Origin of the sequence: Marinibium conchae (genome assembly GCF_015595035.1) — a bacterium.
GTDB lineage: Bacteria > Pseudomonadota > Gammaproteobacteria > Enterobacterales > Alteromonadaceae > Glaciecola.
Map to the genome: position 1 here is coordinate 410,972 of NZ_JADNRN010000003.1, position 26,129 is coordinate 437,100.

General features: G+C 41.7%; 21 protein-coding genes and 1 pseudogene. 17 read left to right on the plus strand and 5 right to left on the minus strand.

Annotated elements, in window-relative coordinates:
* Positions 1-132 precede the first annotated feature (132 nt).
* Positions 133-1,110, plus strand: coding sequence for a GGDEF domain-containing response regulator (locus ISG33_RS13235; RefSeq protein WP_195734084.1), 978 nt, complete (start codon positions 133-135; stop codon positions 1,108-1,110).
* A 38-nt stretch (positions 1,111-1,148) separates the two neighbouring features.
* Here the strand turns inward: ISG33_RS13235 and ISG33_RS13240 are convergent, their stop codons facing one another.
* The 3 genes and pseudogenes from ISG33_RS13240 to yrfG all read right to left on the minus strand — a co-directional run.
* Positions 1,149-2,267, minus strand: coding sequence for a zinc-binding dehydrogenase (locus tag ISG33_RS13240; RefSeq protein ID WP_195734085.1), 1,119 nt, complete (start codon positions 2,265-2,267; stop codon positions 1,149-1,151).
* 207 nt (positions 2,268-2,474) lie between these two features.
* Positions 2,475-3,029 carry an inosine/xanthosine triphosphatase gene (gene yjjX, locus ISG33_RS13245; protein WP_255528925.1) on the minus strand — a complete coding sequence of 185 codons (555 nt, stop codon included), beginning with the start codon at positions 3,027-3,029 and terminating at the stop codon, positions 2,475-2,477.
* A pseudogene (gene yrfG, locus ISG33_RS13250) lies at positions 3,021-3,677 on the minus strand (GMP/IMP nucleotidase); the annotation flags it as partial. The gene yjjX and the pseudogene yrfG, both read right to left, overlap by 9 nt.
* Positions 3,678-3,746: 69 nt before the next feature.
* On the opposite strand from yrfG, the gene nudE reads away from it, so the two are divergent.
* From nudE to ISG33_RS13310, 13 genes are all read left to right on the plus strand, one after another.
* The gene (gene nudE, locus ISG33_RS13255) at positions 3,747-4,310 is read left to right on the plus strand and encodes an ADP compounds hydrolase NudE (protein WP_195734086.1); all 564 of its coding nucleotides are present in this window, start codon (positions 3,747-3,749) and stop codon (positions 4,308-4,310) included.
* Between the two features lie 104 nt (positions 4,311-4,414).
* Complete coding sequence (cysQ, locus tag ISG33_RS13260) at positions 4,415-5,233, plus strand: 3'(2'),5'-bisphosphate nucleotidase CysQ (RefSeq protein ID WP_195734087.1); 819 nt, start codon at positions 4,415-4,417, stop codon at positions 5,231-5,233.
* Positions 5,234-5,288: 55 nt separating this feature from the next.
* Complete coding sequence (locus tag ISG33_RS13265) at positions 5,289-5,888, plus strand: YceI family protein (protein ID WP_195734088.1); 600 nt, start codon at positions 5,289-5,291, stop codon at positions 5,886-5,888.
* A 183-nt stretch (positions 5,889-6,071) separates the two neighbouring features.
* Positions 6,072-6,545 carry a hypothetical protein gene (locus tag ISG33_RS13270; RefSeq protein WP_195734089.1) on the plus strand — a complete coding sequence of 158 codons (474 nt, stop codon included), beginning with the start codon at positions 6,072-6,074 and terminating at the stop codon, positions 6,543-6,545.
* 158 nt (positions 6,546-6,703) lie between these two features.
* Positions 6,704-8,668, plus strand: coding sequence for a sensor domain-containing diguanylate cyclase (locus ISG33_RS13275; RefSeq protein WP_195734090.1), 1,965 nt, complete (start codon positions 6,704-6,706; stop codon positions 8,666-8,668).
* Between the two features lie 123 nt (positions 8,669-8,791).
* Positions 8,792-12,904, plus strand: a complete 4,113-nt coding sequence (locus ISG33_RS13280; RefSeq protein WP_195734091.1) for an EAL domain-containing protein — start codon at positions 8,792-8,794, stop codon at positions 12,902-12,904.
* 161 nt (positions 12,905-13,065) lie between these two features.
* The gene (locus tag ISG33_RS13285; RefSeq protein ID WP_195734092.1) at positions 13,066-14,205 is read left to right on the plus strand and encodes an acyltransferase family protein; all 1,140 of its coding nucleotides are present in this window, start codon (positions 13,066-13,068) and stop codon (positions 14,203-14,205) included.
* Between the two features lie 148 nt (positions 14,206-14,353).
* Positions 14,354-16,255: a sensor domain-containing diguanylate cyclase gene (locus tag ISG33_RS13290; protein ID WP_195734093.1), complete on the plus strand. Its 1,902-nt coding sequence runs from the start codon at positions 14,354-14,356 to the stop codon at positions 16,253-16,255.
* A gap of 188 nt (positions 16,256-16,443) precedes the next feature.
* Complete coding sequence (locus ISG33_RS13295) at positions 16,444-17,349, plus strand: hypothetical protein (RefSeq protein WP_195734094.1); 906 nt, start codon at positions 16,444-16,446, stop codon at positions 17,347-17,349.
* A gap of 249 nt (positions 17,350-17,598) precedes the next feature.
* A complete protein-coding gene (locus ISG33_RS13300) occupies positions 17,599-18,045 on the plus strand; it encodes a DUF3015 family protein (protein ID WP_195734095.1) in 447 nt (148 codons plus the stop codon).
* A 64-nt stretch (positions 18,046-18,109) separates the two neighbouring features.
* A complete protein-coding gene (locus tag ISG33_RS13305; RefSeq protein ID WP_195734096.1) occupies positions 18,110-19,933 on the plus strand; it encodes an Lnb N-terminal periplasmic domain-containing protein in 1,824 nt (607 codons plus the stop codon).
* Positions 19,934-20,001: 68 nt separating this feature from the next.
* Positions 20,002-20,130 (plus strand): hypothetical protein, encoded by a 129-nt coding sequence (locus ISG33_RS17190; protein ID WP_255528904.1) that lies wholly within the window; start codon positions 20,002-20,004, stop codon positions 20,128-20,130.
* Positions 20,120-20,476, plus strand: coding sequence for a hypothetical protein (locus tag ISG33_RS13310; RefSeq protein ID WP_195734097.1), 357 nt, complete (start codon positions 20,120-20,122; stop codon positions 20,474-20,476). The genes ISG33_RS17190 and ISG33_RS13310 overlap by 11 nt, the downstream gene beginning before the upstream one ends.
* 105 nt (positions 20,477-20,581) lie before the next feature.
* On the opposite strand, the gene ISG33_RS13315 is transcribed toward ISG33_RS13310, so the two are convergent.
* Together ISG33_RS13315 and ISG33_RS13320 are read right to left on the minus strand one after the other, a co-directional pair.
* The gene (locus ISG33_RS13315) at positions 20,582-21,919 is read right to left on the minus strand and encodes a magnesium transporter (protein WP_195734098.1); all 1,338 of its coding nucleotides are present in this window, start codon (positions 21,917-21,919) and stop codon (positions 20,582-20,584) included.
* A gap of 157 nt (positions 21,920-22,076) precedes the next feature.
* On the minus strand, positions 22,077-22,316 hold the full coding sequence (locus ISG33_RS13320; protein ID WP_370545326.1) for a hypothetical protein: 240 nt from the start codon (positions 22,314-22,316) through the stop codon (positions 22,077-22,079).
* A gap of 199 nt (positions 22,317-22,515) precedes the next feature.
* Between ISG33_RS13320 and ISG33_RS13325 the strand changes: the two genes are divergently transcribed.
* From ISG33_RS13325 to ISG33_RS13335, 3 genes are read left to right on the plus strand one after another with little or no spacing between them, the layout of a single operon-like run.
* A complete protein-coding gene (locus ISG33_RS13325; RefSeq protein WP_195734099.1) occupies positions 22,516-23,976 on the plus strand; it encodes a RimK family ATP-grasp domain-containing protein in 1,461 nt (486 codons plus the stop codon).
* The gene (locus tag ISG33_RS13330; RefSeq protein ID WP_195734100.1) at positions 23,977-25,137 is read left to right on the plus strand and encodes a GNAT family N-acetyltransferase/peptidase C39 family protein; all 1,161 of its coding nucleotides are present in this window, start codon (positions 23,977-23,979) and stop codon (positions 25,135-25,137) included.
* A 12-nt stretch (positions 25,138-25,149) separates the two neighbouring features.
* Positions 25,150-25,956 carry an RMD1 family protein gene (locus ISG33_RS13335; protein ID WP_195734101.1) on the plus strand — a complete coding sequence of 269 codons (807 nt, stop codon included), beginning with the start codon at positions 25,150-25,152 and terminating at the stop codon, positions 25,954-25,956.
* Positions 25,957-26,129 lie beyond the last annotated feature (173 nt).

Consider the following 26,129-nt stretch of genomic DNA (forward strand, 5'->3'; position numbering starts at 1 on the left):
TCTAGTTCAGTTATATAGAAGTGTAAGTGTATACCTTAGTCTAGAATTTTTATGATAGCTTCTACCTTGACTGTTTTTTATTCGATGTGTGGTCTATAGTGGTGTTTACTTTATACGAAAAAAGTAGCAACTATGGCACTAACGCAAACAGCGCAGTCAACTATCACGCCAATTTCTTCAAATGAAGCAAAGCGTGCTCGCTTATTGATTGTCGACGACGACTCCCATCAAGTGCGCTTTTATCTGAACGGCTTATCAAAAATATACCACTGCAGTTTTTCCGGAAAGGCCGAAAACGCCCTACAACTAGCACGGCAATTTCCTCAGCCCGACTTGATCATACTTGATGTTGTTATGCCCGAGGTTAATGGCTTCGAACTATGTTCAATGCTCAAAGAAGACCAGCTCACTGCGCATATTCCCGTTATATTTGTAAGTGGTCAAGACGACATGGATAGCAAAGTTAAAGGCTTTTCCTTAGGTTGCGTCGACTATATTCCCAAACCGGTTTTCATTCCTGAAATGGAAGCCCGCATATCAACACATATCAAGCTCAAACAACAGACTCAACTCTTAGAATCCTTAGCTTATGTCGACCCACTTACCGAGGTGAGCAATCGACGTAAATATAATGAAACCATCCAAAGAGAATGGGCTAGAAGCATCCGATATGCGCAGCCATTAGCGATGTTAATTATCGATATCGACCATTTTAAACAATTTAATGATTTTTATGGTCATGGCGTAGGCGATGATTGTCTGATTAAAGTGGCCTCGGAACTAAAAGGCGTTGTACATCGCCCGGGGGATCTGTTCGCACGGATAGGTGGCGAAGAGTTTGTCATTTTGCTTGCAGACTGTGGAATTGACGGTGCCGAAAAGAAAGCGCAGGAAGTTATTAATGTGATGGGCTTTCTAAATATCGCTAATCAGGGCGCACCACGACACGATCGAGTCACCGTGAGTATAGGTGTAGCGGTTGCGTTGCCAAAGGCAGGCGACGAAGCTCTCAATTTATTTCAGGCCGCAGATGAAGCCTTATATGAGGCCAAACATCGTGGTCGAAATCAATTTAAAAGCTCTCGTTTTTATAATGGGAAGCAGGCCTAACCCACACTGCCTCCCACTATTGTTTAGAAAAAACGAAGTTATCGTGTAGGATTCACTACGAACTTTTCACCGGTTTTCTTTGCATTGTAGCGGGCTATATTGCTCGGCTGTAACACATCTTTTAACGAGATCTCGTCACTAAAGTCTAGCTTGAAGACTGTGTCAATTTCGTCTGCAACACGTTTATGTAAGGCCAACACTTCTTTTATTTCTAACTTGCCTAAGAAACGCATTAATAACCATCCGCCAATATTCCACGTCATACCATAAGCACGATTGAGAACGGTAGGAGCAAAATCTAAGCCGCCATAAATATAGACCTGCTTGTTTTCTGCAGAACCGTAAGTGTTGAAGCCTTTCGCGTCTTTACTGCCCACAGCCTCCATAGCAGTGAGAATATCACTTACTAAACTTCCGCCGCCAATAGCATCGAATGCCAGCGTTGCACCTGTTTCTAAGATAGCCTTGTAAAGTGACTTTTGAAAATCATCGTCTGAGGAATTTAGCACATATTTTGCACCTAAATTTGTTAGAAGCTCTACTTGCTCTGGCTTACGAACGATATTGACCAATTGCACACCCTCTGCAATGCAGATCTTATTTAGCATAATGCCTAAGCTAGACGCTGCCGCCGTGTGCACCAAAGCGCTATGCCCTTCTCTGCGCATTGTTTCAACCATACTCAAGGCAGTCAGCGGATTAACAAAAGATGATGCTGCTTGTTTCGGCGACGTCCCCTCATTGTGCAATATACACGCTTGAATAGGTACGCAGACATATTGTGTATATACTGCACCGGTGAGTACTGCAACTGTTTTACCTATGAGTGCTTGAGCTTGCTCGCTGTCACCAGCGGCGACCACAATTCCTGCACCTTCATTACCGATAGGTAGTTTTTGGTCAACTCGACATGCTACTCGGCGCAAAAATGCAGGAGCCACCGGCGCAGTTAATTTGTTTGTAGACGCATCAAACTTAGCTTCACGCAGATCCGCTGGCCCAAACATTGGCCACATATCAGATGGGTTTATAGGCGCGGCTTCAATACGCACAACAACTTCATGAGGTTTTGGCTTTGGAACATCTACGGTATCAAGTGAAATAGTGAGTTGCCCTTGAGAAGATATCTCGGTAAAAAGTTGTTGTGTTTTATCCATTATGTTCATCCTAGTGGTTCGTTGAAGGAAACTTTCGCTTAGGAAAGTCATTAATAAAAGTAATACACTAGCGCGGAATAAGCGAGTCACGGATAATGTTAGTTAACTATTCGCCGAATGAAGTTTGAAGACAAAACGCACAAGCCATTCGTTATGCGAGGCTGCTAACTTGGTAAGCCTGGCTAAACAAAAGAGCCTGCGCTGGGCTTAATAAAGCTCTGGGTAAAAGAAAGCACTGAGCGTAAGCTGAGTAGCACTTATATAAATGCTCTTTCGACTTTGAAGCCCCTTACTAAGCTGCCCGATGGCACCACCTTTTTGCTTTATATTTACGGTATTAAATAAAGCATCCATTGCTGGTCCAAGTTCCTGACCCTGCTGTAAACGCTGATAAATCTGCGGTGGTAGTGCTAGGCTTGCACTTCGCCCGGTATGACAGCGCTCAGCGTTTGCAACACACACCACAGCATAAGTACTCGGCACGGAATCCAGTACCTCCACACCACCTTCGTAAGCAACAACATAATCGGCTTGCAAATTATTATTTGCCGCATATTCTTGGCAATACTTTACTCGGTTAACCGCACCATCTCTGGTTTCAGTAGCATTCATCGGTTGATCGGGAACTGAAGAAGGAGCATCTATAGACACGACAGTGACAAGAGAATTTACAAACGCACTTTGAAAGCTCTCGCGCGCAGCTTCTATCTTCACTGGATTTTTCGAAGCAACAATAATGCTCAGTGGTTTAGAATCACTCAATAACTGGTGATAGGAATTAGTGCTCACATGCCCTCGCAAGATGTTTTCTGGCTTTTTACTGTCTGGGTTACTAATCCCTAAGGTGTAGGCAATGCCGTAGGCTTTCGCTGCATCTAAGATCACTTGGCTATCATCAACAAAGAGACACCTACTTGCATCAAAACCTAAGTGAGCTTGTAGCTTCTGCCATAGTAATTGAGACTCTTTTGTGACACCAAAAATATGCGTGGAAATAAGCTCATCAATATGCTCGTCGAGTTGTGTTTTTTCGACTTTCAATGACAAGCTATCAGGGTGAGCGTTGGTAACCAACACAACCTTCTTTCCTGCTGCTTTCAGGGCATCTAAGAACGGCACAGTATCGTCACGTAAGGAAATCAAATGGGCAACTTCTCGCTTCGCGGCCATAATGTCTATGTCGAGTTCCTTGGCCCAATGGTCAAGGCAATACCACTCAATACGCCCTTCAACCTGAGCATACGCGTTGCGCATTTCCTCACGACATTTTTCTATGGGTTTATTGTGCTTTTCTGACATTTTTAGAGGGATATGTTCCATCCAGAAATGATTGTCAAAATGCAAATCAAGAAGCGTACCGTCCATATCAAGTAAAACAGTATCTATATTATGCCATGGTAAGAGTGCCAAGCGATTTTCCTTATGATAATGTTAGCGAAACAAAAATGAGAAGGCTCGATAGTCTACCGTGAATCACTTATGAGTAAAATAGACCCAAACAAACAACTTCCCATCATCCATAATACAGAGGTCGTTGCTAAGTCTGCATTTTTCAAAATTGAAAAGCTCGACTTAGAGTTTAGCAATGGTGCCACTCGCCAATTTGAGCGCATGGGGGGCTCTGGTCGCGGTGCTGTAATGATAGTACCGATGAAGGATGCAAATACGCTCTTACTCATTCGAGAATACGCCTGCGGTACACATTCTTATCAGCTTGGCTTTCCAAAGGGCCTAATTGACCCAGGAGAAACGCCCGAACAAGCTGCTAATCGAGAGTTGCAGGAAGAAGTGGGTGTGATTGCAAACGATCTACACGCTCTACATACAGTACATATGGCACCCACTTTTTTTGATGCCAAGATGCATATTCTACTCGCTAAGGGGCTAAGCCCCAGCCGCTTAGAGGGCGACGAGCCTGAGCCTTTAGAAGTGATTGAGTGGCCTTTGAGTGAAGCGGATGAACTACTCGCTCGCCCCGACTTTGTTGAGGCACGTTGTATTGCAGCATTGTTGCTAGCGCAAAAACACCTTAGCAATGCTTAGAAAATATTGAAGAAAACTGAACAAAGGCCAAGTAGCGCTATCTTATGTTGTATGCAACTTATCTAATCTACTAAGCCACGAATAACATCACGAGAGGAATCACAGTGCAGCACAGTCTTTCTGAATTACTTGAAATAGCTAAGGACGCAGCCTGTGTCGCAGGCAAAGAGGTACTAGATATTTATGATAAAGGCACCTTTGAAGCTTACGAAAAAGATGACGAATCACCAGTAACAAGCGCAGATTATAAGGCTAATGATATTATTATGGAGGCACTTGGACGCCTCACGCCGGATATTCCTGTAATGTCAGAAGAGCTCCCGCAACTGCCGCTTGCGCAAAGAAGCAAGTGGTCGAAATACTGGTTGATCGATCCTATCGACGGCACCCAAGAATTTATCGCTCGTTCTGGCGACTTTGCCGTGAATATCGCTCTTATTGAAAACAACGAGCCGGTACTTGGCGTTATCTATTGGCCACCTGGTGAAACCCTTTACTTTGCAAGCAAGGGGCAAGGTGCCTATAAACGCTGCAGTGTTGAAACCAAAAAAATAACAGTAAGACAATTTGAGGTGCCAAGCGAGGATGTGGTGATGATCGCTATCAGCAGACGCCAATCGCGCGAACGTGTGTTCAGCAGAATGTCCGATAAACGATCCTATCAAACGCTACCTGCGGGAAGCTGCTCACTGAAAGCCTGTTTGATTGCCGAAGGTAAAGCAGACGTTTTCATGCGTTTAGGAGTAACAGGGGAATGGGACACCGGCGCCTCACAATGCATCATTAACGAAGCGGGCGGCAAAATCCTTGCGGCTACCTTTGATGAATTGAGCTATAACAAACGTGATTCTGTTGAAAATCCGGATTTTGTTGTACTAGGTGATCAACGAGTTAACTGGCAGAGTATAATTAACTATAAATAGTCATTGTTTTTACACTACGACTTACGCCATTGTTTATTAACTCAAAGGTTCATACATGCTAATTAATTATTGCTCCACAAAAACAAAGCCAGTGCTTATTGCTCTAGGGTTATTACTGTCATCGGCAGTAAACGCCGATATGACGCTTGATGCTGAAAGCTCAAGCATTAGTTTTATGTCGACTAAAAATGCAAACTTTAGTGAGCAGCATACTTTTGATAGCTTCACCGGCTCATTGAATGATAAAGGTGAGTTGGTAATCACTATTGACATGGCATCAGTTAATACAATGATTCCAATAAGAAATGAACGTATGAAGTCGATGTTGTTTAAGGTTAGCGATTATAACCAAGCAAACTTTGTCGCAAAGGTAGACAAAGACCTCACCTCGCTTGCGCCAGGGGAGAGAAAAACAGCGACGGTCAAAGGTGATATGACCATAGTAGGCAACACCGTGCCCGTTAGTTTCGATGTAAATGTGGTTGGCTTGGCTGGCAACAAACTTTCAGTGACGACAACGAAGCCAACAATATTGTCCACGTCGAGCTTTGGTTTAGATGAGGGGGTAGCGTCTTTACAAAACATCGCAGGCTTAAATAGTATTTCAACCGCCGTTCCGTTAAGTTTCAGCGTCGTGTTCACCAAGAAAAACTAAAATATATAAATTAATGCGTCGGTATTAATACCGGCGCTGTCTTTACTTTCGAAGTCGGTTATTCTTTAGCCATGGAAAACATAGCAGATTGTTGGCTGTTCAAAGGCATTGCAAACACGACACAACCTGCATTGAAGCCAGTCTAACCGGCTGACTTTACAACACGGCTTAAAGCTCACTAGCATGATAGAAGACGTCGCAGTCGCGAATATCTACATTGAAATCATCAACGACCCTACTCTGACGCAACAAACCTTCAGAGGCTTGTTTGTATGCGCACGACTTTATCTTGGGTACAAAGCAAATGACCATCGTTATCTTTTTAATACCGAGGTGTATAACCACTTTTCCTTCCCAGCCTCTAAAATTGAAGAGGCAGAGAATGAGGGTAAAATAGTGGTTCCATTTGCAGGTAAAGAATCAAAGGACTATTTTGTGTTGTCATGCAAAAGCATGCTCGAGCCTGAACTCAACGTGGTGTACAAAGGTGCACTCGAACGATTAAAACAGAAAGACTTTTCCGACGAAAAAATACAGGATCTAAAGCAGAGTTTTAATCAGCATAAATTTGGAAAAATGCTCATCGAAATGTATTGGCTCGACATGGTAACCTTTGCAAAACACTCAGCAGAATATAACAAAAGCTGGCGCGATTAGAAGTCTGAATGCACATCGTAGCTATGCCACTTCAATGCCAAAAATGACTCCACAAGATATCGGGCAATAATTAAATAATTCAGCGCCTATGCCGATACAAATCATGCAAAGCAGTGAAGGATGTAATAAAGACTAATCACAAATAGCGCGGATCCCCTTTGAGTAAACACAGTAAGCATAGCCACTTGCATAGCCAAGACAAAAGCTCGGAAGCATATTTCGACAATACTCATAAGGTCATGTTGAAGCTTTCTTCAGTGTCGGGTGTTTTTCTAGTCGGCATAATGGCTGCGATCTTATTTTTGGTTATTACTGTTGTCGAAGACTTCACTGATGACAAACGCATGCCCAAAGCTCTTTCGGGTCAAATTAACCTTCAAGCAATTGATTTCAAGGATGCCTTAACATTGCCCTTGGCAGGCAAATGGCATTTCACACAGCAAATATTGCAACCTTCTGAGTTTGATAAACTTATTCGCAAAGCAAAGGTCGAAGACACCACGCTTGACTCAATTTCAGTGCCGAGTTCATGGCAAGATAATCAAATAAACGGCAAGACTCTCTCCAACTTTGGCGTTGCTACCTACCGGCTAGATGTAAAACTAAAAGAAAAGTACGAAAACTTATATCTTTTTATTCCTCCAATTGGTACGGCTCATAAGCTCTTTGTAAATGATGAACTGATCAGTGAAGATGGCCTAATAACAGACCAAGCTAGCCTATCAGCACCCTCAATGACGATTGGTATTTATCCACTGAATTATGTAGGTGAACACTTCACAATTACTGTGCAGGTCGCTAATCATAATTATGAGTGGGCAGGAATATGGAGTAATTTGCGTCTAGGGACTGAAGTTAGTCTGCATGAGGAACAATATCGAAAAGTACTGCAAACCACGTTTATCGTTGCCATATTCTTTACCATCTGTGTATTTAATCTTATTCAGTTTTCTCTTCGACCTGAAAGCTCTCAACCTATTCTGATTGCCTTTATTGCCGCATTGCTTGCATTAAGAGAGCTAGAGTTCAGTTTCGTTTTGGAATTAACCAATATTTACGACTTCAGTTTCAATACCGGCATTAGGATTAATTTTATTACTTTCTTTCTTACAGTTATGCCGATTACTCTTTACTTTTATGTGCGCTTAAGAGAGGAAATGAACCGTTTTATTGTTTACGGAATTTGTGTGACGGCACTTATTTGTAGTGCGGTCGCACTTCTCACTCCGCCAAAGATATTCAGTCAGCTAGCGACCGCGTATCAAGTATTTTGCCTTTTCGTCATTGTATATATTGTTTATAGCGTTGTGCTTGCGACTATTCGCAAACGTGAAAACGCAAATGTGTTGCTTTTGGGCACATTAATTCTATTTGCATTTATTGCCAATGATATTCTCACCAACCTTCGGATTATCGACTCCATTGTCTTAGTAAATTTTGGTTTGGTAGCCTTTGTGATGTGTCAGAACTACTTAACTTACACTTACTTCATAAATGCGGGTGTTCAAAACAAGATACTGAATGTAAGCCTGTCCAGTAAAAACAAAACACTAGAAGAACTAAGCGAAAATCTCGAACAGCAAGTAGCCCAGCGTACGCAAGACTTAGAAGATGCAAATTTAAAGTTGAAGCAGCAAGTGAACGAAGATCCACTCACATGTTTATTAAATCGAAGAGGGCTAGCGCCACATTTTGAACGCGCCCGAAAAAACTTTGAGGATATGAATTTACCCTTCTCTATTCTGATCATCGATTTTGATCACTTTAAAAAGCTAAACGATACACAGGGTCATGACGTGGGTGATATTGTACTCGAATCGGGCGGCCTTCTGATGAAATCGATAGTTAAGTCACCCGCTGTGGTTGGGCGCTGGGGAGGCGAAGAGTTTTTGGTTTTATGCGCATCTAGTACACTTGAAGAAGCGAGAAAAATTGGTGAAGAGCTACGCAAAGAAATCCACTTTTGTCTTACACAAGAAATCAACTTCCCAGTGTCGATCACTATTGGCGCAGCAGAAATAAAACAAGGCGAGAGCACCGACAACTGCATAAAACGAGCGGACGAGGCGCTTTATCAAGGCAAGCTAAATGGTCGAAATAGAGTAGAGCTCTCTACTGCCTAGAGTAAGGACTTAAAAACTTTGCACTTAACAAACATATATCGTAGATTAATTAACCTCCTCGGGCTTTTTCTTGCATGCAAGTTGGTGACTTAATTTGAAAGCAATATCAACAGTTAGATGCCTATGATAATAAGAATACTAGCCGTTCTTAGTGCATGTTTTATGTTGTTACTCGCCGGAAGTAAAACTCTATCTGCTGATGTTGGTGACAACAACGAGCAGTCGATAACACATTTTAGAGCCTTTTATCCGCCCTTACTCGGTAGCAATGTAGAAACACTATTTGTGAATGATATTAAGCAAGATAGTGACGGTTTTTTGTGGCTACGAAGCGATGCTCATACCTTTTTCAAATATGACGGATACGCCCTCGAAAGATTCATTATTCAGCCAGATGCGACCTATGGCGAGCATGTTACTAATACGCTTTTTTATGATAGCGAAGGACAAACATGGCTTGGCAATTCTCGCCTGTCGATAGTCTCCAAACAATTAAGCCCGCTTGAAAGCTTCGATATTACCAATGGAAAAGCGATCTATAGCATAGTCGATGACAACCAAGGTAATTTGTGGCTTTTCGGTCGAGATTTTGGCTTTGTTAAATTCAACAAAGGCACAAAACAAGTCGAAGGTAATTTTGCCAGTGACGAGTTTGAAAATGTACCAGGGCTAATCGTACATGCGGTACTTGATCCGAAAGACGCTACCATTTGGATGCACGCAAATGACGGTATTTACAAGTTTGACATTGAACAAGGTCAGTTTAGCAAGGTGCTTACGCCAATCGATGAAGAGTATATCAATTTCTTCCCTCGTAATTTATCCATCGATCATGAAGAACGAGAATTATGGGTATCCACTACTCGCGGCCTAATTAAAATAGATATCGATTCCTCATTTTCAACACTGTATACGGTAGAAAACACCGGAGCTAGACTTCCCAGTAACTATGCGACGAGCACACGTATAGATGCCAAAGGAAATGTTTGGATAGGATTTGAAAAAAACGGCTTATGCAAATATTTACGCGACCTTGACGGCTTTTCATGTTTGCCGGCAGATGACGATAAAGATAATGCTATACCTGCTTCAACTGTAGAAAACATCTTTGAAGACAAATCAGGATCTCTCTGGCTGGCCATGAACAACAGCGGCTTTGTGAGGATATCGCCAAACATAGAAAAGTTTACGAGCCTAAATCACCAAATATTAACGAAGGGCGACGCATTATTTAAGCGCGCCGTTGCCGCGATTTCGGTAAGCCCTAATGCCAATGACAATGACAATGACAATGACAATAATAACGACAAGGAGCTCTGGATAGCGACCGACGGAAATGGCATTCAAATTGTGAATGCACGTACCAGAGAGCTCAGCCAGATACGGCATCAGCCCAATAATCCAAATTCTCTCCCTTCCGATGCCGTCGTAACAATTACCCAAGGTCCTAATGGCTTTATCTGGGCGGGCACATGGGAGGGCGGCTTGAGTAAAATCGACCCAAACACACGACAGATCGAAAATATTGGAGTGAACAATACAGATGATGAAACGAAGAAGCTGCTGAGCAACAGTGTTGTGGAAATAGTGTTTGATGAGTCTGATAATTTATGGATTAGCGCTTGGTTTATTGGCATTCAAAAATACGACCCGGTAAACGCCACCTTCGAAAACTTCATTGCGCAAGCCAATGATTCAAGATTGAAAAATCGCACCCTCAACGATCTTAAATACCTCAATGGCAACATTTGGCTGATAGGCACGCAGGGGCTTGAACGCTTTTCCACAGAAAGTGGTCAGGGGGAAATTGTTTTTAGACCCGAAAATTGCCCCTGTGAAAGCCTGTTTATTTCTGCCGATCAAACTATCTATATTGGCGCAACGAATGGTTTCTATCGTTACGACCTCAATACTAAGTCGGCACAATTTGAAGCGCTTGGCGATGATAACAACCTTTCTGTCTACTACTTTTTAGAGGACGAAAATGGACTCATTTGGATCGCGAGCAATATTGGTATTTTCAGGTTTAATCCTGACGGCAAAGAAACTCTGTTCTATAACGAGTTAGATGGCCTCGCTAATAATATTTTCACCCGTTTTGGTGAAGGCCTAATGGTGCAAAATAAACTTTATTTTCCTGGACGTAACGACATTAGTATTATTTCGCCGGATGATTTGCCAGAGTATGATTCAAGCATAAAGACCTTTATCACCGAAATTAAAACCATCAATGATGCGGATCCTAGCGCCTTACTAACAGCCCTGAAGCAAGCCGCTCCCTCATCGAAAAGCGTTGCAGAAATTCCCTATGCTCTCAATAGCTTGGCCTTCTCCTTTTCGACTCACAATTTGATTTTTCCAAACGAAAACAAATTTAAATATCGTCTATTGGGCTTAAGTGATCAGTTTGAGTATGGACGCGCCCTCGACAGAAATGCTCGCTTTACGAACCTACCAGAGGGTGAATATCGCTTCGAAGTTTACTCTGCAAACAGCAAAGGGATTTGGGACGCTACGGGAGCGTCGTTCAGCTTTACCATCTTACCTCCATGGCACCGTACATGGTGGGCTTATCTGTGCTTTACAGCGTTTGTCATACTATTAATATTCACTTATGCTAAAGCAAGAGTTCGTTTTTTGCAGCAAAAGCAAGCTGAACTTACGCGAATAGTGAAGGAAAAGACAGCACAAATCACGCAATACGCCGCTGAGCTACAATCTGCTTCCGAAAAGCTAGAGGAATCTAACAAACACCTCGAAGAGCGTGTCGAGCAAAGAACCAAAGACTTATTAATTGAAATAAATGAACGTAAGGTAGTTGAATCTAAACTTTACGATTTGGCTTTCCACGACAGCTTAACCGGTCTACCCAATCGAGAATGGTTATCTAAGAGACTCGATTCCCTTATAAAACGAGAACCCCGCAATTCATTTGGTCTCATGTTTTTAGACGGCGACAGGTTTAAAGTCATCAATGATACCTTTGGTCACACCGTTGGTGACGAAATACTTATCGTATCAAGCTTGCGACTTGGCAAACTACTCGATAAGCACTCTCATGCAATCCGATTAGGAGGTGATGAGTTTACCGTCTTGGTCGAAAATTGTAACTCAATAGAGAGCTTGTCAAACCTAGCTGCTCAGATAGTAGACGCCTTTAAAGAACCTTTTATCATTGAGAAAACCACTATCTCCTTGAATATGAGTATCGGTGTCGTCTTATGCGACGATTATTATAAGAATAAGACGATGGCCTTAAGGGACGCCGACATAGCCATGTATGAGGCGAAAAAAGCAGGCAAATGTACATTTAAACTATTCGACAGTGCAATGCGCCAAGAATCCAGTGATTTACTAGAAATTGAATCAGAATTGAGAACAGCCCTTCAGAACGATGAATTCCACCTGGTGTTTCAGCCCATACTCGACTTAAAAACAAATAAAGTAGATTACTTTGAAGCTTTGCTTCGCTGGAATCATCCAGAAAAAGGCTTTATCCCACCCGACCGTTTCATTCCCGTTGCTGAAGAAACGGGCTTAATCATACCCATAGGCGCTTGGGTTTTAGAGGAATCGATAAAAACACTGGCGAACTGGCACGACGCTTTGAATAGCAGTGATATTGGCATATCTGTTAACCTCTCTTCCGTTCAATTTCAAGACCTTAAGTTATTGGAGCACATAGACTCTACACTAGAGCGCTATAACTTAAGCCCAAGGAAACTGAAACTGGAATTAACGGAATCGTCATTAATTGAAAATAACGATCGTATTAGCGGCTTGTTAGACGACATAGTATCGCGTGGCATTGAACTATCGCTTGATGATTTTGGAACTGGTTACTCTTCGTTATCGTATTTACCGCAGTTGCCTGCCAAACACCTCAAAATTGACCGCAAATTTATCGACGCTTTAGATAACAGTGGCGAAGGCCGGCTCGATGACGAGGCATTTGAAATCGTGAAAGCAGCAATTACCTTGGGGCAAAGCATTAAGATGCATGTAACGGCTGAAGGTATTGAAACAAGCGCTCAATTGGACATACTCAAGCAACTAGGCTGTGATTTTATTCAAGGCTATTTAATTTCTAAGCCGTTAGTGGAAGAACATGCTTTAGCATTTATCAGCAAACCCGTTGTTCACAATAAAGAAGTGAAAATAAGCTCGCGTTTAGAGCGCTTTCGAGCCTTACAAAAGAAAATCTTAACTCGCAAACGAAGAAAACGAAAAAGCTAGGCCTTAACAAGGGAAAATGGATATAACCAGACTCCGTTACCTATGGTTGTGATGAATATTGCAACCTAGAGTCCTTATGTATTTGTAAGCCATCAAAATAAACCATAGTTTGTATCCGCGCAGCGCGGTTAAATACTAATAATATAAGAAGAATAAAGCTTATGGAATCTCGATTAGATGAACTCGATTTACTCCGCGGAATAAGTGTTATTGGGATGATTTTAGTTATTACCCCAGGTGCCTGGGGTGTAAGTTATCCTTGGCTTAATCATGCCGACTGGGAGGGAGTCGTTGCAGTCGATATGATTGCACCGGCGTTTATGTTTTGTATTGGTTTCGCTATTCCTTTGTCTCTAAAAAATCGTATTGCTCAGTCTTTTTCAACATCAAAGATCGCGCTTCAAATAATCCGGCGAGGAGGCTTACTCGTTTTACTTGGGGTTTTTATCAATTGGACTGGCAGCGCCGATTTAGCTTCTTTGAGATTACCTGGGGTTCTACAACGAATAGGCGTGACTTTTATTGCTGTTAGCTTATTGGTACTTTTCGTTGGTCGCAAGAGCGATTGCTTCGCACCCAGTATTAAACAATTGTTCGTCATTACGTTCGTATTACTCACGGCCGCTTGGTTGTTATTTTATTTAGTTCCGGTGCCTGGTGGTCAGGCCAACGAATTTGGCCCTGTGAATAGTTGGGCTTCCGTAATTGATCGCAGCGTTTTTAGTGTTGCCCATATGTGGGAGTGGGGGCAAACAAATGGCGTGGTAACCTATGATCCCGACGGCATTATGTGTTCTGTTACAACCTGTGCAAATGTGCTGTTCGGCACCATCCTCGGCGTGATGTATCAACAAAAAAATATACACTATACAAAACGTAAACTTATTGTATTTGGCGTTGCTTTAATTGCTTTAGGTCTAGCGTTCAGTTTTGTTTGCCCTATTATCAAAAAGATTTGGACGAGTAGTTTTGTACTTGTAAGTTCGGGAGTATCCGTTATTGCTTTTGTTATCCTTTGGTCGATTAAAACACACCCATTTGTTAACAGGCTTTTACACCCAGCATACGCCTATGGCGCAAATGCGTTATTTGGTTTTACTGTTTCGTGGCTGGGGCTTTTTTGGTTTTTAGATCTGTCTCTGTTCGGTGAGTTATCACTTCGTACGGCTGGATTCAATGCATTGAATGCTGTGTTCGAATCCAAAGCGATGGCATCACTTATGTTCGCGCTTGTATTTATTGCACTATTGTATGCGGTGCTTGCCTTTATGAATTACAAACGTTGGTATGTGAGATTATGAGCTTAGTTTGCGGTGAGAATGCAGGTAAGAGTGTTCACTGCCACACAGGTAGCTTAGAAAGTTTAATCCTTACCAACGCAGCTGCTTGCTATGTTTATCTATTGTTCATTCTTCTTAGCTTCATTAGATCAATTGAAGGAAAAATGACATGAATAACGATATGGATGACGCCACATCAGATCAGTCTTCTTTGCCCACAATTGCCGGTGGTTTGCTAGTGGGCCTATTAACCCTAGTTACTTTTGTGGTGATATTACTTTTAGCGGAAGCACAAATAGATGAAAACGCACCTGCTCCCCAAAAAGGTAGGCTTGATTTAAGTAAAACCAATTTAGCGCAATCATATCCGATTGCGCTTGGCGGCGAATGGGTAATATATTGGAAGGCGCTTCTGTCTTATAACGAGATAACCCAGAGTAGCACCCCACCTAACTTTGTAAATGTGCCGCATACTTGGGTGGACGATGATTCAATCAATCCTCGCTTTACCACCCATGGCTTCGCTACTTATCGCTTATCAGTTACGCTAAATAAGGCAAACACTGGGCTACCTTTAGGCATTTTGATGCCATCAATTGGCACTGCCTATCAACTTTATATTGACGATGTATTGCTCGCTGAAGGAGGAGTGGTTGCTAAAACGAAAGCGTCGTCGATACCACATTTTCATCCCGGTGTTTTCATTTTCACCGCGCCCAGCGATCGCTTCGACATTATTATTCAGGTATCAAATCAGGAGTTTTATTGGGGAGGCATGTGGCATCAGTTGAAGATAGGAAGCGCTGAGATGTTGCATGCAGAACAAAATAAAAAGAACTTAAAAAGCACAATTATCATTTCAATATTTTTTACCATCACAGTTTTTAATCTGATCCAATTTTCTCTTCACTCAAAAAACACCCAGCCGCTTCTAATCGCAGTCATATGTGTTTTACTCGGCTTCAGAGAGATGGAGTCGAGCCACCTCCTACAATTTATTGAGATTGCTCAACTCAGTTTTGCCACAAGTGTGCGAATTAACTTTTTAACCTTCTACGTTAGCGTGCTTACCGTTATTCTCTATTTGTACTCTACCTTTACTCGTGATTACAAACCAAAACTTATCTACTGCATTGCTGCAATACCTATTGTTTTTTCATTGGGCGTTATTGTAACTTCTGTAGAATACTTCAGCCCATATATGCGAGTATTTCAGGTATATATGCTGGTGGTGTCTCCTTATTTGTTGTGGGGAATTTTGCGCGCAGTGTATTACAAGCGCAAAAATGCGAGGTTGTTACTAACAGGTACTTTATTTCTCTTCTTTTTAATGGTGAATGACATACTCGACAGCATGGGAGTGATTGATTCTGTGTTGTTGGTCAGTTTCGGTTTGGTCGCTTTTATGATTTGCCTAAACTACATTACCTATAGCCGATTTATTCAGGATGGTGCGCAAAATATTAGACTTAACTTAGCATTGGACGCCCGCAATAAAGCACTAGAAAACCTGAGTAAGTCTTTAGAAAACAAAGTAACCGCCAGAACGCAAGAGTTGGCAGATGCAAATACTTTGCTATCGGAGCTCGCGTTCAAAGACCCATTAACTGGGGCGCTCAATCGAAGGGGAGTGGTGGCTAAAATTGACGACGCTAAGAAAAGTTATTTAGCATATAACACGTCGTTTTGTGTTGCTTTAGTTGATTTTGACAATTTTAAAAAGCTAAATGACTTGTTGGGTCATGAAACCGGAGATAAAGCGCTTAAAGAAGGCACAAAGATAATACAGGAATGTATTAGAAAGTCCGATGTACTTGCGCGTTGGGGTGGCGAAGAATTCTTGATATTGCTGCAAAATACTGACGTCAGCGATGCAGAACTCGTTGTACAAAACATCAGAGAAATGATTGAAGAAGTGCTCTCCAATGAAATCGAGCGCCATGTGTCAGTGACGATTGGGCTGGCACAATATCGTGACAACGAAACCATAGAACAATGTATCAGTCGCGCAGATGAAGCGCTATATGTCGGTAAAAACTCAGGCAGAAACTGCGTTAAAGTAGCGCAATAAAGAAGGCACAGCTACTTACAAAGTGCGACTATGTGCTGTTGTTGATTATTCAGTTAATTTGAATTCAAGATTAAGCCTAAACAACGATACAGCTTACTTGTTCTATACTTCAAATATGGCAAATTACCGAAAGAGTTGAATATTCACAGACAATTAATAACGTAAGAATGTAAAGAGGTTTTTTTGATATGTATCGTCCAATTATAGTCGCCATCTTTTTTATAAATTTGGCGGCCCATGCAAAGGCAACAGAACAAGACTTGAACGCCGATCAATTGATTAGAAATCCGAGTCAGTGCATCTTAGACCTTGGTTTAAATGAGAGAGATTTCGACCTTACAATACAACAATACATAGATTGGAATGCAGAACTCGGGGTATTTTTGCTGCTAGAGCAAGACTCACCCGAAGCGTTTCGCGAGTTTTCAAATACCGATCATGTCGAACCATATAGAGATATGCCACTAGAGCGTTTAAAAATCTTAATTGGTCAGGAAGATCGTTTGGCAATGATTGCAGCTTTACAAAGAACTGATGTAGATATTGAAAATCAGGAGCGTATTGCGAATGAGCTTTTTTTACTCGGTGACACGATCGTTGCTTTGCGGCACAAAATGATAGTTGAAATTGCCTCAGCTGGTGTGAATTTTGAAATTGAACAAACAGTAAGCCCTGAAACAAAACAGCATGTAAAAAATGCGCTTGCTTATGTGTCGTACGGAATTCAAAGAAAGAGTTTAGGCACGTTGTATGAGTATATTACTTTTACTAACGAGCCCGACTATAACAAGGCGCTACATCATTCAAATATCCTTAATGACAAGGACTATGAAGATATAAGATTGCTCACTGAAGAAATGATATTAACTATTAATTCTCATCGTGATAAAGAAAACTACCAAGCAATCGACAATATTGATTTACCTAAGGTTGCAACCACTGGCTCTAATCTTTTACTAGCCATATCGTATTTAGAATATCCGAGTTATTTGGAGAGCTTAAAATTGAAAGACCAAGATGGTGAATTAAGCCTAGCTAAAAACCAGTGCGTTGAAGAATATATTCTATTACTTTCTGATACAGGCTTTGAGTAAGAGAGCGGTGTTGCTGATATTGAAGGAATGCCAACACGCAGAGCTGAGACAAATATCAGGTCATAATGTATGTTGGCATATTTGAACTAACAAGTAAGAATATGTACCAGACAATGAGCTGCTGGGTATGGGACTGTAAAACTACTGTTAAGAAAAAGTTGCAGAATGGCGACATTTTTTTCTTGCCAAAAGTGATCTAAGCTGACATTCTCGAAAGTGCGAGGAAAGAACTCAATTTAAGGACTAAATATGAAAAAAATTATTACCGTAGCTGCAATTGCTTTGACAGCAAGCTTTTCTTCAATGGCGCAAGCTGAAATGAACCCATGGGCTGAGTGCGGCATCGGCGCAACAATTTTCCCGGATAACGGCACGGCTGCTACTATCTCGAATATCATTTGGGATTTAGGTACTACAGCTGTAACTTCTGCATCTGCTTCAGAAGATAGCTGTCAGGGTGCTAACGCAACTACTGCTCAATTCATTACTGAGTCTTATGACAACCTTGAAGACGAACTAGTTCGTGGTGAAGGTCAGCATGTTACTGCTATGCTTAACCTTATGAGCTGTGACGCGTCTGCATCTACTGCAATTCGCACTGAAGTAGCTGATCAACTTTTAGATTCTACTGAATCAACCGTTGTTAAAGCTGAACGTTTATATAACATTGCAGCATCTGCTTGCTCTGCTAGCTAATATCTTTTCCTCGCATTCATAAAAAAGGGCAGTGAAAACTGCCCTTTTTACTGTGTTAAGACTAATGAAATTATTCTACTGTACTCTCTTTGTTTTTTTGTTTAGCACGAGCACTGATGCCACTGATATTCCAGCACTGTGGCACGATCAAGTGTGGAAAAAACTTATTCATTTTGAAGACACTCTGGGGCACAGCGAAATTGAAAATGCTGATTTTTTTCTCGCGCCAAGTGGTGCAAGCGATCCAGAAGCAGAATTCAAAGCAACGCTCGCAGCCTTTCAAACACAAGCAATAGATAACCAAACAGGTGATTCAGTTCTCTGTAAATACCCGGCTAGAGCACTATACATGCGCTCGCATGGTTTTAACGTTGCCGACCCGCTGAGCGGATGTGTTGCACTGAAAAAATGGTTGGGCAGTACCGATGATTTATCCATTAGTATTATATATGCAGACGGTTACTTGGAAAATCCTGCCTCGTTCTATGGCCATTTGCTCTTCAAATTAAACAATGCAAATGGCACCAACTTACTTACTAACAGCCTGAACTTTGGTGCCCGTGTGCCGGATAATGAAAACCCCGTTATGTATATCATCAAAGGACTTATTGGTGGCTATGGTGCTGAATACAGTTCTAACTTCTTTTATCGTTACAATATTAACTATTCCGAAGTTGAAATGCGTGATTTGTGGGATTACAAACTTAACTTAAACGCTGAAGAAAGCTTGCTGTTGGCTACTCATGCGTGGGAACTGCTCTTTTCCGATTACACCTATTACTTTACTTCCCGCAACTGTGCCTATCATATTGCCAAGATGCTAGAAGTGGTTGTTGATGATACCCTTATCGAAGTAAATGACCCATTTGTTCTGCCCATTAGTGTTTTCGACTCGCTTGTTAACGCGAGAACACGCACTGGGAATAGTGCGGTTGCCAGCATTGAAAGACAGCCTTCTCGTCAGTCAAGATTTAGAACTCAATATCATGCGCTTACTTTAGAAGAGCAAGAGCTCGTAAAGCATTTATTAAATTCAACAACATGGCAAAGTGAGTTGAAAGATAAAGAAGTTCAGCGACAGATTGCGATAGTTGATGCCACAATTGAATACTTGAATTTTGTATTGGCTACGGAGACCGACAATACAGCAGCAAAAAGTAAAAAACGGGCGCTACAGAAATATCGAATTCGGCTTCCGCTTGCTGAAAATAAGCCTCAGGAAGAAGTGAAGCAACTCCCTCATACCAGTCATTATCCAACTACAGCGAGGGTTGGTTTTGGATACAATGAGGCGGAAAAAGTCTTCACAAGCATTATGTTTCGCCCTGCTTTTTACGACTTCTTATCGAGTGGCGGTGGTATTTTGCCAAATTCAGCGCTGTCGATGATGGAAACTGAGCTCAGGCTTGACCGTAATAAAGTCACGCTTTCGTCACTGAAATTACTCAATATTGAAACAATGCAGTTAAATGCAACTGGTCTGCCTGGGGACTATGGTGTTTCTTGGAAACTAACTGTAGGCAATGAGAGAAATTTTATTGATGATGCAAAAGACTCCAATGAGTTTTATGTTGAAGGTGGTGTGGGTAAGGCGTTTGAGCTTGGAGATTGGGTGATTTTGGCGCAACTAGATGGCAGATTACAAACGCCAAATCGCAATAATCAGCGTTACTTTGCTAAACCTAAATTAGCCAGTCTGTACGAAAATGGACAATTCAAAATGCATTGTGAGCTGAGTTACCCCATAAGTTTAAAAGAAGATAATAAGAAAAAGCTTCGCAGCGAGTGCAATGCAAAACTTTATGGAAGTAAAAGTTTTGACTTGCGCTTTGGCTTTGCTCATCAATTTGCTAGCGAAGCACAGTTTTCCATCTCGTACTTCTTTTAACTGCTAACACTAATAACTAAGGCTTGGCCCTAATTATTAATAAACCCAACAATACTATGGGCATTTTGATGCCATCAATTGGCACTGCCTATCAACTTTATATCGACGATGTATTGCTCGCTGAAGGAGGAGTGGTTGCTAAAACGAAAGCGTCGTCGATACCACATTTTCATCCAGGTGTTTTCATTGGTGAATGACATACTCGACAGCATGGGGGTGATTGATTCTGTGTTGTTGGTCAGTTTCGGTTTGGTCGCTTTTATGATTTGCCTAAACTACATTACCTATAGCCGATTTATTCAGGATGGTGCTCAAAATATTAGACTTGACTTAGCATTGGACGCCCGCAATAAAGCACTAGAAAATCTGTGTAAGTCTTTAGAAAACAAAGTGACCGCCAGAACGCAAGAGTTGGCAGATGCAAATACTTTGCTATCGGAGCTCGTTGTACAAAATATCAGAGAAGTGATTGAGGAAGTGCTCTCCAATGAAATCGAGCGCTATATGTCAGTAAAAACTCAGGCAGAAACTGCGTTAAGGTAGCGCAGTAGAGAGAGCACCGCTACTTACAACGTGCGACTATGTGCTGTTGTTGATTTTTCAGTTAATTTGAATTCAAGATCACTAAGTTGAAAAATAAAGACTTGTTTAGAGTAGTAACAAGCTGCCAAGTCCTAAGAAGGCAACAAAACCAACGATGTCAGTAACAGTGGTAAGAATGACAGACCCTGATAAAGCAGGGTCTATCTTCAACTTGTTTAATACAATCGGCAGCAACACGCCAGTCAACGCCGCCATGGCAATGTTTAAGAGAATGGCAATAGATATCACAATACCAAGCAAGCTGCTATCGAACCACAAGTATGCAATCGCACCAACGACAATGGCCCAAATAACACCATTTAGCAAACCCACTTTTAGTTCTTTTTCTAATAGTGCTTTACGGTTACTGTCAGTAACTTGTCCTAAGGCTAAGCCGCGCACTATGAGAGTGAGCGTTTGACTACCTGCTATTCCGCCCATACTCGCGACGACAGGCATTAAAACAGCCAAGGCGACTACCTCTTGAAGAGTTGCTTCAAACAAACCAATGAACCATGATGCTAGAAATGCGGTGACTAGATTAATACCCAGCCAAATAGCACGCTTTTTAGCACTTTTTCTCACACTGGAAAATAAATCCTCATTTTCGTCCATACCTGCTGATGACATGACTTGACGTTCATAGTCTTCATTTACAAGCTCACAGGCTGTTACAATATCAACACGGCCTAATAGTTTATTGGTATCATCCAACACTGGTAAGGAAATAAAACCACTGTTTTGCACAATTCTAGCAGCCTGCACCGCATCTTGTTCGGCCTTAATCACGCTGATGAACTCAACTGATAAATCGACAAGTGGAATGTGTTCTGGCGCACGGAAAAGCCGATCAAACTTCACCGCCGAAGAGAACTGCCCTGTTCTATTCACTAAAAAAATACACTCCGTGGATTCTGGTACTTCACGGCGAATTAAGCGCAAAGCATCACTAACTTTTGCATTCAGTGGTAGCACTAATACGTCATGGTTTAACCAGTGACCAATCTGATTGTCTTTGAACTGACTTGCGTCTTGAAAGAATTGTCGTTGTTGTTTTCCCATTGCCGAAACGGCAATATCAACTAAGTTGTTTGGTAGGCTATCGCAAATTTCTAGTAATTGTTCAGAATCAACATCTTGAAAAATGTTATCCCATTTTTCAATTGGCGTGGCTACAATGAGAGGAGAGCGCGGATCAGCCCGCATTTCGACCAATACATCTAGCTTTTTATGACTGGGTATTTGCTCCCAGCTATTTACCCTCTGTTCTACGGGCAATGATTCTAATAGCAAGGCTAAGCTTTCAGAATCGGTAGAAGCAATCGTGCTAATTAACGCCGCATTGTTTTCGAGCGCATCAGTTTTGACGATTTCATCGATTAAACTAGGAATTTGATCAGACATAATTGCTTAATGGACTCTCGTGAATAGATCGCCATGCTATGGAAAGTAATGACATTTGTAAATCAAAAAAGGGGGCAGAGTTAATTTACACAAGAGTCTTATTCTCAATTTGCAGCATTGGCCGCCAGGCAATGCTGCAAATGACTGTTTACAACGCTTATTCAGGCAGCTTTTTGATTGGCTTGTAACCTTCTGATTCAAGCTCCTGATTTACGCACACAAGCAAGAACTCAGATAAAGATAAATCGTCCGTACCATCGTCTTCTGCGACTTCGGTACAATATTCAACAAACTCTTGGATCAGTTCTATATCTGCTTCAGGACGGTCTTCAGCACTAACGGCGAAAGACAATAAACCTGCAAACAATGCGCCTGACACTAGGGTAATCATTTTCATTAAAACACCTCAAAAAAGTGGTTGGTTAGGTTCGTCGAAGTGTAGGCTCAATTTTCCAATACGCTAACGAAATAATCTGTTCTTGAAGAACAATTTATTTCGTTCAAAAAACCGTCAGTGGGTCTTGCTAATGAGCAGATAAAGCCTATATTTCGCGCGAATTAACCATGCTTTATTTTGTGACACTGGACCCCAAAAAATGATTACAACTTTGATTGTTGTTGACAGCTTAAGCGATTTCCCTGTACTTGAATTAGACGCTACCGTTCTAGACTTCGAGCGTTACCTTGCTGACTACCCAAAACTCAGCGAGAGGAAAACCCGCGTTATTAACCTATGCAATACAAACAAGTATTTGAGTAAGGGATATTACTGTTCCTTATTGGCTGAGGCACGCCATCACAGGGTGCTACCTAGCGTGAACACGATCAATGATTTAATTATCGAGAGCGCTGAACAGTCCTTAGAAGTTGCTAGCTTAACACTGCCAAAAGCGCTGAGTGATAGCGTTAAGGATAGTGCTGTATGCGATTTAGTATTCGGAACGGCAAGTGACGAAGCAATGCAAGGTGTGGCCAAATACGTATTTGATCGCTTTCCTGCGCCCTATCTGCAGATCAGTGTGAGCAAGCAGGTCAATGCAACCAGCGTAAAAGTAAAACTAGGCAACTGGGATGAGATCATTTCTCAGGGGCAGGCATTTGTTGGCAAAGCGCTGCAAGAATACTTACAAAAGAACTGGGTGAAACGCTTCTCTAAAAAATCCGCGCGCTGGGATATGGCTATTTTGTGCAACGAAAACGAAGCAACACCACCCAGTGATAAAAAAGCACTGAAGCACTTCGTGCAAGCCGCGAAGAAAGTGGGTATTAACGCGCAACTAATCGATAGTAGTCAAGCAGCGAGCATTACGCATTTCGATGCTTTGTTCATTCGTGAAACGACCGCGATCAATCACCCTACTTACCACTTAGCAAGAAAAGCTGAGCGAGAAGGTCTTGTGGTTATTGATGATGCAAACAGCATTCTAAAATGCTGTAACAAAGTGTTTTTACAAGACGCATTTAGCTATCACAAAGTGCCAGTACCGAAGAGTGGATTTGCATACGACTCAAGCGATGAAACGATTGCGTCTTTAGCGCAAGAGTTTGGCTTTCCTATGGTACTTAAACTTCCTGAAAGTTCTTTTTCACTGGGTGTATTCAAGGTGAAAGATGAGGTGGAGCTAAAAGCTAGGCTCGTTGAATTACTTCATCAATCTGCTTTGGTCTTAGTGCAAGAATACGTTTTCACTGAGTTTGACTGGCGCATCGGTGTGTTAAATGGAAAGCCTATTTATGCTTGTCGTTATTTTATGGCAAGAGGACATTGGCAAATTTACAACCATGCATCGAGCAAGAATAGCTCAGGTGGTTTTGAAACATTGCCCACTTTTGAGGTGCCAAAATCGGTGTTAGATGCAGCGATCAAAGCTAGCGGCATTATTGGTAAAGGCTTATATGGCGTTGATATTAAGCAGGCCAACGGCAAAGTGTATGTAATTGAAGTGAATGACAACCCGAGCATCGAATCGAAAGTCGAAGATAAGTACTTAGGCAAAGAGCTTTACATGATCATCATGCAAGAATTCGCCAACCGTTTGGAAGCGAGGGGGCGCTAAGTGAACCTTACATATCGCCTAGCGCAGCTAGATGATCTGCCTACTTTAGTGCGCATTGAAAATCACTGCTTTCAAACAGACCGACTGTCAAAACGTCGTTTTAAGCACTGGATTCTGGCTGCCAACGGGATTTGCGTGGTCGCGATTAAAGATGAGCAAATCTGTGGGTATGGCTTGGTTATTTTGCGCAATGGAACACGTTCTGCTCGTTTGTACTCGCTCGCCCTCGAAAGCGAATATCGCGGATTGGGGATTGCACAAGGTCTGTTGCTTGAGTTAGAGCGTTTAGCCGTAAGCCAGCAACGTCTGTTTATGCGTTTAGAAGTCGCAGAAAACAACCTTGCCGCGATTAAAATGTATCAACATCTTGGTTACAAGCAGTTTGGTGTGTATCAAAAATACTATGCTGATGGCACTAATGCCTTGCGTTTACAAAAGCCAATCAAGCAGAGCTTGGCGGTACAGAAACTGCCTGCATACCCGTGGTATCAGCAGTCGACCGAGTTCACCTGTGGGCCTGCTGCCTTGATGATGGCAATGCATAAGCTAAATGCTGACTTCCAGATGTCTGCTCCCCAAGAAATTGATATTTGGCGGCAAGCAACAACAGTATTTATGACTTCAGGTCATGGTGGTTGTCACCCTGTGGGTTTGGCATTGGCGGCGAAATCTTGTGGTTTCGATGCACAAGTGTATCTCAGTCAAGCGGGCGATCTATTCGTTGAAGGCGTTCGCAGTGAACACAAGAAATCGATAATGCAGTTAGTTGAGAAACAATTTTTTGAACGCGCTACAGAGCAAGGTGTGAGTATTCACTATTATGATTCATCAATAAATAATATAGAAAATGACTTGGCTGAAGGTCATGCTGTTATTTGCTTGATTAGCACTTACCAGTTTGATGGAAAGAAAGCGCCTCATTGGGTAGCGATCACGCATATCGATGATACCTTTCTGTATTTGCATGATCCTGATGCCAGCGTTGAAGGCGTCGTTCAAGCCCAATTATTAACAAAGTCCGAAGAGCAGTTATTTCAATCGAGTGAAATAGATTACCAACATGTTCCCATTCTGAAAGAAGACTTCACTAAGTTTTCAGTGTTTGGAAAGCGTAAATTAAGAACCTGCCTTGTCATTAAAAACAAGTACAAAGCAGCATAATGGAGGCGACGAATGAGTTTCTTTAATAAGAGTGTTGAAGTCATTGACTTCGCAGATCATATCAATTTAAAGAGTGCGCAAAAGCAGTTTGCGACAAGGTATATCACTGAACAGTATCGTGATGCGCTACATATCGAAATGCCAAAAGGGCAGATATTCATCTTTGATTATGGCGTTGTTGTTATGTGGGGCGTAAACCCAGAGAAAGCAGCACAATATATTGGTGAGCTTAAAGAGCTGGCATCACAGTTACACGATGACCAAGTCGATACTTACGAATTTACCAAGGTCAATGAGCAGGCGGAGCAACTTCTAGCATCAAATGATACTTTGTACTTACAGAATTTTCAGACCAATACTTTATTGGCCTTAAGTCATGCCTTTGCGCAATCGGCGAAGTTGCAACATTATGAGGAGATTGCGGAAAATACGATCGCGAGCAATCAGCATCTAATTGATATGTTGGCGAAAAGCGGCAAAATTACATTAAACCGTAAGCATTTAGCGAAGTTAAGAGGGCAGCTATTTCAAGCGAAAACAGACATTGTGTTACACTACAATTTACTTGATACGCCAGAATTTTTCTGGGACTTCCCTTCGCTCGAACATTATTATTTGAGCTTGGGGAAATACTTGGAGTTAAGTCAGCGCATTGAAATCTTGAATCTCAAGCTACAAACAATTCAAGACTTATTTGATATGTTGGCAGCGGAACAAAATCACAAGCATTCATCCTTTCTTGAATGGATTATTATCATTCTGATTGCCATTGAAATAGTGATTTTCTTTGGGGAGTATTTTCATATCCTTCCAACGTAACTGAATATTTGCATTCTTTGAAAGGCCTCTATCTTGAGGCCTCTTTTTTTAACTATAGAGCTGTGTATCTTTAAAAATATTTTATATGCCAAACTAACACACAATACAAACCCATCATTCACACCTACCAATTGTTATTGCCAAAATATTAATTATGCTATTACCAATTATTT

Bases quoted from the DNA above. Each gene is read 5' to 3' on its own strand.
- ISG33_RS13235 (WP_195734084.1), top strand. From the start codon at position 133: ATGGCACTAACGCAAACAGCGCAGTCAACTATCACGCCAATTTCTTCA.
- ISG33_RS13240 (WP_195734085.1), bottom strand. From the start codon at position 2,267: ATGGATAAAACACAACAACTTTTTACCGAGATATCTTCTCAAGGGCAA.
- nudE (WP_195734086.1), top strand. From the start codon at position 3,747: ATGAGTAAAATAGACCCAAACAAACAACTTCCCATCATCCATAATACA.
- ISG33_RS13265 (WP_195734088.1), top strand. From the start codon at position 5,289: ATGCTAATTAATTATTGCTCCACAAAAACAAAGCCAGTGCTTATTGCT.
- ISG33_RS13270 (WP_195734089.1), top strand. From the start codon at position 6,072: ATGATAGAAGACGTCGCAGTCGCGAATATCTACATTGAAATCATCAAC.
- ISG33_RS13280 (WP_195734091.1), top strand. From the start codon at position 8,792: ATGATAATAAGAATACTAGCCGTTCTTAGTGCATGTTTTATGTTGTTA.
- ISG33_RS13285 (WP_195734092.1), top strand. From the start codon at position 13,066: ATGGAATCTCGATTAGATGAACTCGATTTACTCCGCGGAATAAGTGTT.
- ISG33_RS13290 (WP_195734093.1), top strand. From the start codon at position 14,354: ATGAATAACGATATGGATGACGCCACATCAGATCAGTCTTCTTTGCCC.
- ISG33_RS13295 (WP_195734094.1), top strand. From the start codon at position 16,444: ATGTATCGTCCAATTATAGTCGCCATCTTTTTTATAAATTTGGCGGCC.
- ISG33_RS13300 (WP_195734095.1), top strand. From the start codon at position 17,599: ATGAAAAAAATTATTACCGTAGCTGCAATTGCTTTGACAGCAAGCTTT.
- ISG33_RS13305 (WP_195734096.1), top strand. From the start codon at position 18,110: ATGAAATTATTCTACTGTACTCTCTTTGTTTTTTTGTTTAGCACGAGC.
- ISG33_RS17190 (WP_255528904.1), top strand. From the start codon at position 20,002: ATGCCATCAATTGGCACTGCCTATCAACTTTATATCGACGATGTATTG.
- ISG33_RS13315 (WP_195734098.1), bottom strand. From the start codon at position 21,919: ATGTCTGATCAAATTCCTAGTTTAATCGATGAAATCGTCAAAACTGAT.
- ISG33_RS13320 (WP_370545326.1), bottom strand. From the start codon at position 22,316: ATGAAAATGATTACCCTAGTGTCAGGCGCATTGTTTGCAGGTTTATTG.
- ISG33_RS13325 (WP_195734099.1), top strand. From the start codon at position 22,516: ATGATTACAACTTTGATTGTTGTTGACAGCTTAAGCGATTTCCCTGTA.
- ISG33_RS13335 (WP_195734101.1), top strand. From the start codon at position 25,150: ATGAGTTTCTTTAATAAGAGTGTTGAAGTCATTGACTTCGCAGATCAT.